Origin of the sequence: Rothia nasimurium (assembly GCF_928381415.1) — a bacterium.
Lineage (GTDB): Bacteria > Actinomycetota > Actinomycetes > Actinomycetales > Micrococcaceae > Rothia > Rothia nasimurium_H.
In genome coordinates this window covers 217564-230323 of record NZ_CAKMSF010000007.1, presented here as the reverse complement: position 1 = coordinate 230323, position 12760 = coordinate 217564, and the positions used below count along the sequence as shown (strand labels likewise).

General features: G+C 60.0%; 15 protein-coding genes. 3 read left to right on the top strand and 12 right to left on the bottom strand.

The window, feature by feature from the left end; translation table 11 throughout:
* The first annotated feature begins 15 nt into the window (after window positions 1-15).
* From L7A20_RS09865 to fabF, 3 genes are all read left to right on the top strand, one after another.
* Window positions 16-1041: a beta-ketoacyl-ACP synthase III gene (locus tag L7A20_RS09865; RefSeq protein WP_237223326.1), complete on the top strand. Its 1026-nt coding sequence runs from the start codon at window positions 16-18 to the stop codon at window positions 1039-1041.
* A 230-nt stretch (window positions 1042-1271) separates the two neighbouring features.
* Window positions 1272-1511, top strand: coding sequence for an acyl carrier protein (locus L7A20_RS09860; protein WP_185174557.1), 240 nt, complete (start codon window positions 1272-1274; stop codon window positions 1509-1511).
* Window positions 1512-1603: 92 nt separating this feature from the next.
* Entirely contained in the window at window positions 1604-2875 is a 1272-nt protein-coding gene (gene fabF / locus L7A20_RS09855; protein WP_237223324.1) for a beta-ketoacyl-ACP synthase II, read from the top strand.
* A gap of 100 nt (window positions 2876-2975) precedes the next feature.
* Here fabF and L7A20_RS09850 read toward each other — a convergent pair whose 3' ends face one another.
* The 12 genes from L7A20_RS09850 to rimM form a co-directional block, all read right to left on the bottom strand.
* Complete coding sequence (locus tag L7A20_RS09850) at window positions 2976-3527, bottom strand: DUF3145 family protein (RefSeq protein ID WP_237223323.1); 552 nt, start codon at window positions 3525-3527, stop codon at window positions 2976-2978.
* Window positions 3528-3559: 32 nt separating this feature from the next.
* Window positions 3560-4597, bottom strand: a complete 1038-nt coding sequence (locus tag L7A20_RS09845) for a tyrosine recombinase XerC (RefSeq protein ID WP_237223321.1) — start codon at window positions 4595-4597, stop codon at window positions 3560-3562.
* Window position 4598: 1 nt separating this feature from the next.
* A complete protein-coding gene (gene dprA / locus L7A20_RS09840) occupies window positions 4599-5843 on the bottom strand; it encodes a DNA-processing protein DprA (RefSeq protein WP_237223319.1) in 1245 nt (414 codons plus the stop codon).
* Entirely contained in the window at window positions 5840-7390 is a 1551-nt protein-coding gene (locus L7A20_RS09835; RefSeq protein WP_237223318.1) for a YifB family Mg chelatase-like AAA ATPase, read from the bottom strand. Before L7A20_RS09835 ends, dprA begins: the two co-directional genes overlap by 4 nt.
* Window positions 7391-7392: 2 nt before the next feature.
* Window positions 7393-7809 (bottom strand): YraN family protein, encoded by a 417-nt coding sequence (locus L7A20_RS09830; protein ID WP_237206435.1) that lies wholly within the window; start codon window positions 7807-7809, stop codon window positions 7393-7395.
* Between the two features lie 279 nt (window positions 7810-8088).
* Window positions 8089-8424 carry a DUF2469 family protein gene (locus L7A20_RS09825; protein WP_185174550.1) on the bottom strand — a complete coding sequence of 112 codons (336 nt, stop codon included), beginning with the start codon at window positions 8422-8424 and terminating at the stop codon, window positions 8089-8091.
* Window positions 8421-9203: a ribonuclease HII gene (locus L7A20_RS09820; protein WP_237223316.1), complete on the bottom strand. Its 783-nt coding sequence runs from the start codon at window positions 9201-9203 to the stop codon at window positions 8421-8423. Before L7A20_RS09820 ends, L7A20_RS09825 begins: the two co-directional genes overlap by 4 nt.
* Window positions 9204-9207: 4 nt before the next feature.
* Window positions 9208-9945: a signal peptidase I gene (gene lepB / locus L7A20_RS09815; RefSeq protein ID WP_237198609.1), complete on the bottom strand. Its 738-nt coding sequence runs from the start codon at window positions 9943-9945 to the stop codon at window positions 9208-9210.
* A gap of 49 nt (window positions 9946-9994) precedes the next feature.
* Window positions 9995-10651 carry a signal peptidase I gene (gene lepB / locus L7A20_RS09810; RefSeq protein WP_237223314.1) on the bottom strand — a complete coding sequence of 219 codons (657 nt, stop codon included), beginning with the start codon at window positions 10649-10651 and terminating at the stop codon, window positions 9995-9997.
* A 23-nt stretch (window positions 10652-10674) separates the two neighbouring features.
* Window positions 10675-11022 (bottom strand): 50S ribosomal protein L19, encoded by a 348-nt coding sequence (gene rplS, locus L7A20_RS09805; protein ID WP_135011098.1) that lies wholly within the window; start codon window positions 11020-11022, stop codon window positions 10675-10677.
* Window positions 11023-11314: 292 nt separating this feature from the next.
* Window positions 11315-12136 (bottom strand): tRNA (guanosine(37)-N1)-methyltransferase TrmD, encoded by an 822-nt coding sequence (trmD, locus tag L7A20_RS09800; RefSeq protein ID WP_237223312.1) that lies wholly within the window; start codon window positions 12134-12136, stop codon window positions 11315-11317.
* Between the two features lie 5 nt (window positions 12137-12141).
* Window positions 12142-12756 carry a ribosome maturation factor RimM gene (rimM, locus tag L7A20_RS09795; protein WP_237223311.1) on the bottom strand — a complete coding sequence of 205 codons (615 nt, stop codon included), beginning with the start codon at window positions 12754-12756 and terminating at the stop codon, window positions 12142-12144.
* Window positions 12757-12760 lie beyond the last annotated feature (4 nt).

Genomic DNA, 12760 nt, shown 5'->3' with positions numbered 1-12760 from the left:
CGAAAGGACTTCACGATGCCTACTCTCAAGCAGGTTGAGCCCAACCGCTACTCCCGTATTCTGGGCTACGGGGCTGCCCGCCCCGACCTGATCGTCACCAACGACGATATTGCCGGCCCAATTGACTCCTCAGATGAATGGATCGTTCAGCGCACCGGCATCAAGACTCGTCACCGTGCCTCAGAAAAGATTTCTGTAACAGATCTTGCTGTGGGAGCTGCCCAGGACGCCCTGACCGCCTCAGGTGTGCAGGGTGAAGAGCTGGATGCCGTCATCGTCGCCACCATCTCCCACCCCTACGCAACCCCCGCCCTCGCGACCCTGGTAGCTGAAGCTGTGGGGTCCAAGGCTCCCGCTTACGATATCTCAGCAGCCTGTGCAGGCTTCTGCTACGGCATTGCCCAGGCGGACGCCCTGGTGCGCTCCGGCACCGCCCAGAAGGTTCTGGTCATCGGCGTTGAGAAGCTCTCAGACTTCATCGACAACACCGAACGCACCATTTCCTTCTTGCTCGGTGACGGTGCTGGTGCAGCGGTCGTAGGTGCCTCCGATGAGCCCGGTATTGGCCCCACTATCTGGGGGTCGGACGGCGAGCGCTGGGGCGCTGTGGGCATGACCCATTCCATGCTTGATATCCGCAACCGTGATTTTGTGGCTAACCCGGTGCAGGAGGGCGAGAAGCTTTGGCCGACCCTACGTCAGGACGGCCAGACGGTCTTCCGTTGGGCTGTGTGGGAGATGGCTAAGGTTGCGCAGAAGGCTCTCGATACTGCCGGTATTACCGCAGATGACCTGGGGGCGCTGGTGACTCACCAGGCCAACATGCGCATTATCGACCAGATGGTGAAAACCCTGAAGCTGCCCGAGAGCGTTGTGGTGGCCCGCGATATTGAGTGTGCGGGTAACACCTCTGCTGCCTCTGTTCCGCTAGCTGCCCACCAGCTGCTCCAGGACAACCCCGACCTTTCAGGTAAGTTTGCCCTGCAGATTGGTTTCGGTGCGGGTCTGGCCTACGCGGCTCAGGTTGTTGTGCTCCCCTAACCTGCCCTGTGCCGGGTCGGTGGGGCGTCCGCACCGTATTTTGACAAAATGTTAGATTTATTTCAAAAATTAGGTGGCGTCACAGCTTAGCTTTGTGCGGGCTAGGGGCTACACTCAATTTTGGAAGCTAAAGTGGGCTCTGCCCGCTTATCCCTCAACCGCTGCGCACCCCTGCGCGGTGAGTTACATCAGTGGCCCCACGCCACTCATACTAAGACGAAGGAGCCATCATGGCAGATCAGAACGAAATCCTCGCAGGTCTTGCAGAAATCGTGAACGAAGAGACCGGTGTAGAGGTTGAGGACGTCCAGCTCGAGAAGTCCTTCACCGAAGACCTAGACATCGACTCCATCTCAATGATGACCATCGTTGTGAACGCTGAGGAAAAGTTCGGCGTTACCATTCCCGACGAAGAGGTCAAGAACCTGAAGACCGTCGGCGACGCTGTTAACTTCATCGCTAACGCCTAAGTCGCGTTGACCAGGTTGGGCACGGTCTTATCGTGCCCAACCTGCTTTTTATTCTTTACCCCAACCCAAGACTGTATTCGAAGGAATCAAGCATGACTCGTAAAGTTGTGGTCACCGGCCTCGGCGCCACCACCCCCATCGGTGGGGATGTCCCGACGACCTGGGAAAATGCGCTTGCAGGTGTCTCAGGCATCACCACTATTGAAGAGCCCTGGGTTGAGGAATTCGACCTGCCTGTTTCGATTGCTGGCCGTGTGGCTGTAGATGCTGTTGAGTCGGGCCGCCTGACCAAGGTTGAGGCTAAGCGCCTGGACCCCTCGGGCCAGCTGGCTTTGGTTGCTGCGCGTGAGGCCTGGGAGGACGCCGGTTTTAGCGGCCCTGACGCTGAGGCTGCTGAAGAGTGCGACCCGCTGCGGACCGCGGTTGCTTTTGGTACCGGTATCGGTGGTGTGTGGACTCTGCTTGATGCCTGGGATACTCTGCGCGAGAAGGGCCCTCGCCGTATGCTGCCTATGACGGTTCCCATGCTGATGCCCAACTCAAATGCTGCTGCCGTCTCGATGAACCTGAAGGCCCGTGGCGCTGCCCAGACCGTGGTGTCCGCCTGCGCTTCGTCGACCGAGGCTTTGGAGCTGGGCCTGATGCTGATTCGCTCGGGTAAGGCTGATGTGGTGATTGCCGGTGGTTCTGAGGCTGCAATCCACCCCATGACGATTGGCGCCTTTGCAAAGATGCAGGCCCTGTCGACCCGCAACGATGACCCTGCTGGAGCTTCCCGCCCCTACGATACCGGCCGCGACGGTTTTGTGATGGGTGAGGGCGGTGCTGCACTGATTCTCGAATCTGAGGAGCACGCGCTGGCCCGCGGAGCCCGTATCTACGCGGAGCTGGCTGGCACCGGCGTCTCAGCGGACGCCCACCACATCACCGCTCCCGACCCGGCTGCTCTGGGTGCTACCCGTGCCCTGCAGGAAGCTCTGACCGATGGCGGTATTTCTCCCGAGCAGGTAGTGCACGTCAATGCGCACGCAACCTCTACTCCCGTGGGTGATATCCCCGAGTCCCTGGCTTTGCGTGAGGTCTTCGGGGAGCACACCGGCAAGGTAGCTGTATCTGCAACCAAGTCAATGACCGGTCACCTGCTCGGCGGTGCCGGTGCTCTTGAAGCTGTGCTGACTGTTCTTGCGATTTACCACCGTAAGGCTCCCTGCACCATTAACCTGGAGAACAAGGACCCCGAGATTGACCTCGACGTTGTCACCGAGGCTCGGGATCTTCCTGCCGGTGAGATTGTTGCTGTCTCGAACTCCTTCGGCTTTGGTGGCCACAACGCTGTAGCGGCTTTCCGTAGCGTCAGCAACTAACACCGTGCTGGTCTTGCTTGTGAGAGAGGGCCCTTCTACGCGAACTCTGGTTCGGGCAGAAGGGCTCTTTTCTATGCTCTGGGGCGGGGGTGCTCTTGCCTTAGGCCCGGAGCCTGACGGTGGCGCTGGCCGATGAGGCGTTAGGACGCAGGGGCTCAAGGTCGTCGTCCCAGGGCTGGCCAACGGCCGCAGAGAACTGCCGGTAGAGTTCATCAAAATTACCGGCTGCTTTTTCGAAGGCATAGCGGATGCGGTCTTCGGTCACGGTGAAGTTGCCCTGGAGATCTACCGGTAAGGTGCAGATGCCGAGTTCGGGGGTGTGCATGATGCGTAAGGCGTCGGAGGTTGCGGTGCGGCGCTCGGTGACTTCAAAGTAGCTGCCCTTGAAGTGACGGAGGGTGGAGGCGATGAGGGCGGCTCCCCCGCTGTTGCCCTGCCAGCTGATATCTGCACGGTGGTAGCCCGGTTTCTGGGGTTGGGCTTGCCAGGTGGGGGTCAGCCGGTGGGCAGTGAGATTTTCAAGAGCCCAGGTCACGTGGCTTGTGAGGGCTGAGGGGACAGCCAGCAGAAAGATAAAGCCACCGGTAGGGTTGCCGGTTGTCTCTGATGGAAGGGGGACGGGCTGGCCGGGCTTTTCTGCTGGTGAAAACATGGTCTTCCCATCCTATACCTTCTGCCTTACCTTTAGGCCCGGGGGTGAGCCCTACTATAGGCCTGGGCAAGGCGGTCTACCGAGACGTGGGTGTAGACCTGGGTGGTTGCTAAAGAACTGTGCCCAAGAAACTCTTGGACGGCTCTAATGTCTGCTCCACCATCGACCATGTGGGTTGCAGCTGTATGGCGGAAGACGTGGGCGCCTGTGGCTTCGGTGTCGCCCAAAGTACCCAGCAGGGTGGTGAGGTCTTGGCGAATCTGCCGGGGGTTGGCGCGTTTACCCTGGGGGCCGATGAAGAGGGCGTGTTGAGCCGGAGCGCTTTTAGCTGCTTCTATCTCGGGAAGCCACTGCGGGCGTCCTGCCACAACCCACCGGTTGAGGGCCTGCATAGCCTGGGCCCCGAACGGCACAACCCGCTCTTTATTGCCCTTACCCAGCACGCGCAGGGTTCGCTGGTTACGGTCAATGCTTGCTAGGTCGAGACCGGTGAGCTCTGAGATGCGCAGCCCGCTGGCGTAGAGTAGCTCCACTACCGCTTGAAGACGCAGGAGTCGGGCGTCCCGCGGGGTCTGCTCCAGAGCTGCTGTGAGGGTTGTGGTGAGGGCCTGCATCTGGGTTTCGCTGAGTACCGAGGGCAGGTGGTTGCTCTTCTTGGGGGTAGTGAGTTTGAGTGCCGGGTTGGCTTGGATGAGTTCTTCTTCCTCCGCCCAGGTGAAGAAGGTCCGCAAGGACGAGGTCCGTCGGGCCATAGAGCTCCGGGCAGCTTGTTTGCGGTGATGGTAGGCTAGCCAGTCTCGAATGACTTCAAGGGTGATGTGGGAGAGGTGGGTGGTGCCGTGCCTGCGAGCGTGGGCAAAGAAATCGGTGAGGTCAGAGACGTAGGCTCGAATTGTTTGGGGTGAGCGGTGGAGCTCGTAGGTGAGGTAGCGTTCAAAGGCTTCAAGGGCTCGTACGAACTCTCGGTCTTCGTCAACCGTGGAGGCCCCGATTTTGAGGGTGGTGGGTAGCTGGTCTGCAGGGTGCACCATACCGCTCCTTTCTACCGGTGACTGAGGTGAGGTCTTCATTCTATCCCCCGGAGCTTTCCACCGGTGGTTTGGTTTTTCGCCAGCCCATGCCTTCCTGCTCTGCGAGGTTGAGTCGGTTGAGTTGAGATAGGGCAATCATGACGGTTCGGGCAGGTAGCGCAAGGTCAGCACTGAGCTGTTCGACGGTAGCCGGAGTGCGGAGGGGCAGTACGTCCCACACCCGTCTTTGAGTTTCGGTAAGCGAATCCAGGAGCTGCTGGTGGGCAGAAGGAGCTGCAAATAGGCTGGTTTGTTCTGCAGCTATCTCCGAAGTTCTGTCGTCAAGAATCTGCCGGGCATCGGTCACAAGTTGGGCTAGACCGTCTCGAATCAGACGGTGGCAGCCTTCTGAGGTCGGTGAAAAGATAGGGCCGGGTACAGCGTAGACGGGGCGCCCCAGTTCTAGGGCATGATGGGCGGTGTTGAGCGCGCCACTGCGCCAGCGGGCTTCAATAACTATGCTGGCCCCGGTGAGAGCGGCGATGAGCCGGTTACGTTGGAGGAACCTGTAACGGGTGGGGTTCTGCCCCAGAGGAACCTCACTCAGCAGCAGGCCCCGTTCAATAATCTCGTGTAGCAGGCGTTCATTGGGCTTGGGGTAGAGACGGTCAAGACCTCCCGCCATTAACGCTACGGTGGGCAGGGAAGACGTTGCTGTAGCGAGTGCTGCTCGATGGGCGGTGGCGTCTACGCCAAAGGCTCCACCTGAGACCACCGTATAGCCCCGGTTTGCTAGTTCACCGGCCAGGTGGCTGGTTGCTGAGTTACCGTAGGAGCTGACATCGCGGGACCCCACTACCGCATAACTCTTTTCGGTGGTGAGCTGGGCTAGCAGCTGGCGGTCTCCCCTGCCCCAGAGGCCAACCGGAGTTTTTTCTGCGAGGTCATTCAAGGCCTGTGGCCAGTCTGGGTCTTCGGGTATACATAGCCAGCTGCCGCTGGCCCGGGCTAAAGCCATATCCTGTTGGACGCTGATACCTGCCCGTCTGCTCTTCCACCGCTGGGTCCGTTCACCGATGGCACTAGCGAGGGCAGGTGCCGCAGATACATCGTGTGCTCCTGCTTCCTCAAGGTGGCGGGCTAGAAGATGCGGGGTGAGCTCCTGACGGCCGGTGAGGTAGTCTGCGGCACGGACCGGGCCGACTAGCCGAAGCAGGGTGTAGGTTGCGACGTCCTCGGGGTCGGTAATGCGCAGGATCTCGGTGCGGGCTCTACGAATATCGTGGTGGGGGTCGTGATGTGTCATGTCTGGTAGCTTTCAGTGGCGTGGTTGCGGAAGTAGAGGGCAAGGTCAAGGTGGTCTCGGCTGGGGCTGGTGGCTCCATCTAAGTCGGCTAAGGTCCAGGCGGTTCGTAGCACTCGGTCATAGCCGCGGGCTGTGAGGGTTCCGTGGTCCAGGGCGGTGGAGAGGGACGAGGTCAGTTGAGCTGAAAGCTTGAGAGGGCCTCTCAGAATCTTGCCGTTCGTCTCAGCGTTTGTGGTCACGCCCAGCGGGCTTAGTCTTTCCGCCTGGGCTTTGCGGGCTTGGCTGACCCGGTAACGAATCTCGTCTGAGCTTTCGTTGGTGCCGCTGGTAGCGAGGTCGGCGGCCGTTACTTTAGGGACGCTGATATGAAGATCAATACGGTCGAGCAGGGGGCCCGATAGCCGGCTGAAGTAGGATCTTCGCTCACGACTAGTACAGGTGCAGTCTAGACCGCGCCCCACGTTGTAGCCGCAGGGGCAGGGGTTGGCAGCTAAAACGAGTTGAAACCTAGCCGGGTACCGGGCTGAAGCAGCTGAGCGACTAATAATAACTTCGCCGCTTTCGAGGGGCTGGCGCAGAGAATCTAAAACGCTGCGCTTAAATTCCGGGGCTTCATCGAGAAAAAGGACGCCCCGGTGCGCCTTTGAGATACACCCCGGCTTGGGCAGCCCGGCACCGCCTCCCATAATCGCCGGTGCGCTGGCAGTGTGGTGGGGTGCTTCGAAAGGCGGTCTGGTCATCAGTTCGGTGAGCGGCTCACCCGAACGGCAGAGCGAGTGCACCGCGGTGACATCCAGGGCTTCTTGCGGTGTGAGCGGAGGAAGAATACCGGGGAGGCGTTCTGCCAGCATGGTCTTGCCAGAACCAGGTGGGCCGGTCAGCAACAGGTGATGGCCCCCTGCAGCCGCTATTTCAAGGGCTAGGCGCCCCTCAGCCTGCCCGGCAACATCTGCCATATCAGCGCTCTGCTGCGGGCTGCTGGGCTCCGCAACGGTCCTCTGGCTCCCCACCAGAACTGGTCTTTTGAGTTTTTCTGGTTCGGGGCAGCCCAGAAGTTCAAACACTTCAGCGAGACAGCTGACCCCGGTCACTTCAACCCCCTCTATGAGGACTGCTTCTTGGGCGTTGCCTTCGGGTACAACTACCCGCTCATGACCGGCATCGCGGGCGGCTTTGACGGCAGGTAGTACTCCGGGAACCTGTCGCACGCTCCCATCGAGACCGACTTCGCCCAGGAAGACCGTGCGGCCTGATGAACCTAGCTGCCCCGCCGCCTGCTGGGCTGCAACCAACATGGCCACATCAAATGCCGAGCCGCGTTTGGGAAGAGTAGGCGGGGTGAGGTTGATGGTGAGTTTCTGGGGTGGCAGGGGCAGCCCGGAATTCTTCGCGGCAGACCGTACCCGGTCTTTGGCCTCGTTCAAAGAACTATCGGGCAAGCCAAGCAGGACGAAGCCGGGTAGGGCAGATGAGATATCGGCTTCTACTTCGACGAGGTAGCCGGTGACGCCCACCAGGGCAACCGAATAGGTTCGTGCGAAGGCCACGGCTACACCACCGCCTGCCGATGCTCAAAGGTGAAATCCGTGGGGCTCCCGCACAGGGCAATAGCGTCTACTCTCATGGTGGAATAGGGAGCCCGGTTTTCTGCTAACCAGGCGTAGGCCAGGTGTCGTAGCATCTGGCATTTCCGGGCAGTAATGGATTCAAGAGGGTGCCCGTAACCCGCACCAGAACGGGTTTTAACCTCGATAAAGACCAGGGTCTGGTCGCTATCGCGCATAATCAAATCAAGTTCACCGCTCCACCTCGGCCGCTCTTCAGTTCGTGCGGGCCGCCAGTTACGAGCCAAGAGAGTATAGCCCTGTTGCTCTAAGACTGCCAGGGCGATATCTTCACCCCAGCGCCCCACTTCTTTGGGCCGCAAGGACGCATGGGGCGAGACTGGCTGTAGTGCGGGGTTCATAGGGGCCTCCTTCAAGTATCAGGGTTAGCCCCATCATGACCTGCTGTGTCTGGTTCTACCTACCTCTGTGCTGGCTGTGGATATCGCCCTTTCCCTATACCACCAGGTCAGCGCCAGATAGCTCCCCTATTCACGCTCATAAACGGTACAGCCGTGACGCAACCATGACGCCCCGCGCGTCCTTATCCCCAGCCAGCTGCACCGGGCGTCCGCGCATCTCTGCATACAAAAAACCCGCCCCTTCCCTCACGGGAAGGAGGCGGGCTCACACGCTAGCTTTTAGGCCGAACCGGGGTCGAAATCACTCATGGTCGGCACGACCAGGTCTTCGGCGGCAGCGCGTTCTTCAACGTTCACATCGCGCACCGAATACACCTTCACGTTCTTAACAAACCGAGACTGGCGGAAAATATCCCATACCCACACGTCCTGCATCTCAACCTCAAAATACAGAGACCCGTCAGCAGTTCGCGGGGTCACCTGCACCTGGTTGGCCAGGTAAAAACGGCGGTCGGTCTCAACGATATAGGTAAAGAGCTCAGCTACATTCTTGTACTCTTCATACAGGGCTAGCTGGGCACCTGACTCGTAGCTCTCAAGATCCTCTTGGCTCATACTTCTTCCTTCTCTCGTTCCACCATAGCCTGCTGGATTTGTGCCTCGGTAGCCGGCAACGACCAGCTCAGCCGATGCAAGGGGGTGGGCCCCATCGTTTCTATCGCGGTGCGGTGGGCACCCGACCCGTAGCCCTTATTTTTCGCCCAGCCGTAGCCGGGGTAGCGGGTGTCCAGCTCGTCCATGAGGGTATCGCGCTCCACCTTAGCCACCACCGAAGCTGCCGCGATAGAGGCACAGCGGTAGTCACCCTTAATCTCCATCTGAACCGGCCCGAACCAGCCACCTGGCTCCCCCGCCAGACCTGCCCAGGCTTCAGCCACCAGCCCACGGTAGAGGGTGCTTGCCGGGTCAAGGTCGGCAAAAAGGTCAGCCTCGGGAGCAGAAAGCCAGTTATGCTTGCCATCCAAGAGGACGGCGTCAGGGTAAGCCCCAGCCCGGGTCACCTGGGCAAGAGCCCGCTGCCCCGCTAAACGCAGGGCCGTGGTGATACCCAGAGCATCGATTTCAGCAGGGCTGGCGTGCCCCACCGCGGTCACGGCCCACTGCTTCACCTGCGGAGCCATCGCCACCCGCTTTTTCTCGGTCAGGGCCTTTGAATCGATGAGCCCCTCGATGCTGAGCTGGGCGTTCGCATCAATCACGGCGACCCCAACGGTGACCGGCCCGGCCAGCGGTCCGCGCCCCACCTCGTCCATACCCGCCACCAGGGTCTTGCCCGCTGCAAAGAGCTGGGTTTCGACGCTCAGGTCAGCGGACGCGGGTTCTTTAGCTGGCACGGTCTTACTCGGTATCGGGTACGTCGGCAAAGACATCGCTAGCCCCACCAATGAAAGTGAAGCTAGACAGGGGCCAGGCGACCACAAAGACTTCGCCCACGACGTCGGCGTCGTTGATGAACTCGGTGCCGGTCTGAATATGGTAGCGGGAGTCAGCAGAGTTAGAGCGGTTATCGCCCATGACGAAGTAGGAGTTCTGGGGAACGATCACGTCGAAAGGAAGCTCGGTGGGGCTTACACCGGGCTTGAGGTAGGTCTCGTCAATTTCTACGCCGTTGACGGTAATGCGGCCATCGGCAGTACCCACGATATGGTCACCACCCACACCAATCACACGCTTGACCAGGTAGTTTGATGAGCTATCGGGCATAACCCCCACAAAGGCAAGCGCATCACGCACGGGGTTAGAGCTGGTAGAGACAGGCATCCAGCCCTGAGTGTCCTTGAAGACCACGATGTCACCGCGCTCGGCTTCGGTGAAGAGTCCACCTGCCACGTTCACAAAAACGCGGTCGTTGATCTGCAGGGTATCTTCCATGGAGCTAGAAGGAATGTAAAACCCGCGAACCACAAAGGTTTTCAGCAGGAAGGCGATGAGCACAGCGTAGAGGATAATCAGGGCGTACTCTTTGACCGCGCTGTTTTCGCGGCGGCGCTTACCGCCGCGGGGCTTGTCGGTCGAGGCTGTGGTGGCGTCCTGTGCCGCTGCCTCGATGCTGTCTGAGTTCTTCTGCTGCTCCATGAGCCCGCACCCTTCTGCTGTGAACGTGTTTAGAGATAGTTTAGTGGTTTTAGCTGGGAGCTTGACCAAAGCGCTGAGCTGGCCAGGCGATGAAAACCGGAGTGCCAATAATTTTTTCGGTGCGAATCATGCCCCCACCGGGTGCCCCTAAGAGGGCCCTGGAGTCAGCGGACGCCGACCGATGGTCTCCCATGACCCACATGCGTCCTTCGGGAACCTGCACGCTAAAGCGCACCTCGCTGGCAGCCTCCCCAGGGTACAAGTAGGGTTCTTCGGAGCGTTGCCCGTTGACCAACAGATACCCCTGGGCATCGCAACATTCAACGCTATCGCCTGCCACCCCGATGACACGCTTGATATAGACCGTATCTGACCCCACCAGCCCCAACCATTGGCCAGCGGTTGTGAGCGGATCCCGCACCCAGGGGCTACCCGGCACATAGGGGGCAAAGGAGCCTGTTCCGTCGAAAACGACTACGTCCCCGCGCTTCGGCTCGGTAGCTAGTTTTGAGACGAGAATGCGGTCCCCGGGCTCATAGGTTGGTTCCATGGAGCTTGACGGTATGTAGAACACATCAATCAGGAAGGAACGAACCAGCAGGAGCAGGGTGAAGGCCAGGGCTGCGGCAACAGCAACAAGGCGCCAGCCCTGTAGAAAGGGTTGGCGCCTTGCCTCAGAAGATTCGGCGTGTACGCCAGTCTCCATAAAACTGTTGAAACCTAAATGGCTTAGGCTTCGCGCTTCTCGCGGATACGAGCAGCCTTACCGTGGCGGTCGCGCATGTAGTAGAGCTTTGCACGGCGGACGTCACCGCGGGTGACAACCTCGATCTTTTCGATGACGGGAGAGTGTACGGGGAAGGTACGCTCTACGCCTACACCAAAGGAAACCTTGCGGACGGTGAAGGTTTCGCGGACGCCAGCGCCCTGACGGCCAACAACGAAGCCCTTGAAGACCTGGACACGGCTGCGGTTACCTTCAACAATGTTGACGTGTACGTTCAGGGTGTCGCCGGGGCCGAACTCGGGGATGTCGGTGCGAAGTGACTTGTTATCAATGAAGTCAAGAGTCTGCATTGAGTTTCTCCGTGAATATCTCTGCCGCAGGTCAAACATATTCGGTGTATGTCGCAGGCAGTGTCTAGGGGTCACCGGGTGGTGCCAGACTGATGCTGTCTGCGATGAATTCTTGTCTCACCGGCGCTGAACGGTCAGAGCCGGTGGTTCATGCTGTTATAGGTCGCTCTTCCCCCTGCGGCAGGGGCGTGCCCAGCATGAACACAAAGAAAAATTATCCCACAGAAAACCCGCCTGCACCAGGGGTGCTGCGGCGGGCGTCCTGAACTTAAATGTGAGCTTACCTACTTTACTAGCCTTCGCTTGAAAGCCCGGCCTCGCGCTCAGCTTTTTTGGCAGCTTTCTGCTCGGTGTGCAGCTCCTGCAAGAGCTTGCGATCTTTCTTGTCCCAGTTCTCTGCGGGGTAGGCCTTGACCATATCGGGGCGGCGGGCGAAGGTGCGCTTAATCTGCTCATCGCGGCGCCAGCGGGCAATGGCGCCATGGTTGCCAGAGAGCAGGACGGGCGGCACCTGCTGATTTCGCCAAGTAGCGGGCTTGGTGTAGACCGGGTACTCCAGCAGCCCGCCGGTGTGGGACTCTTCGGCCAGGGACTCGGGGTTGCCCATGGCACCGGGAATCAGGCGGGTAATGGCCTCAATCATCACCATCACGGCCACTTCACCCCCGTAGAGCACGTAGTCGCCGATGGATACGGGCAGCACCCTAAATTCCTGCTCAGCCCAGTCCAGTACACGCTCGTCAATGCCTTCGTAGCGGGCCGGGGCGAACACGATGTGCTCTTCTTCTGCCAGGTCGTAGGCCAGCTGCTGGTTGAAGACGGTGCCGGCCGGTGAGGGCACGATGAGCAGGGGTTTACCCCCGTCCGCCCGTGCGGACGCCGGTGAGGCGGCAAGTGCCTGGTCCAGGGCGAGGCCCCAGGGCTCGGGTTTCATGACCATGCCCGCTCCCCCGCCGTAGGGGGTATCGTCAACGGTCTTGTGCCGGTCGAAGGCGAAGTCACGCAGGTTGGTCAGGTGCAAATCAACCTTGCCCGATTCGCGGGCTTTGCCCATGAGGGAGAGCTCTAGCGGGGCCAGGTATTCGGGGAAGATGGTGATGACATCAAAGCGCATGGGGTTTAGCCCTGCTCGCTCTCGGTGTCGGCTTCGTCGTCTTCATCGCTGTTGAGTTCGAGCAGGCCGGCGGGCGGGTTGATAATGATGTAGCCCTCCTCGGTATCGATTGCCGGAACGAGTTCTTCCACGAAGGGAATCATAACTTCTTCGCCGTCTGCGGTGTTCTCCAGGACTAGCAGGTCCTGGGTGGGCATGGTCTGCAGGCCGGTGACGATGGCGATGGGTTCTTCGGGCAGGTAGCCGTCCTTGATGTCGGCAGCCAGGTAGACGGGTAGGTCGAGCAGTTCGTGCTCGTAGTAGCCTTCATCGTCGCCGTCGGTTTCTGCTTCGCTAGCAGAGTCAAAGGTGAGGCGGGTGTCCCGCAGGTCTTCGGCCTGGTTGCGGTTGGTGACTTCTTCAAAGGCTACGACCAGGATTTTTTTGTTCCAGCGGGCTTTTTTGACGGTGAGGGTTCCGGCGGGGGCGATGGCTCCTGCGGGGCTTGCGGGGTTGAAGTTTTCGATGTCGAGTACGGCCCCGGGAGCGAAGCGTTCTTCGGGGGCGTCGGTGAAGAGCTGGACGGTGACTTCGCCGCGGATGCCGTGGGGTTTGCCGATGCGGGCGACCTGTACCTGCACGCGT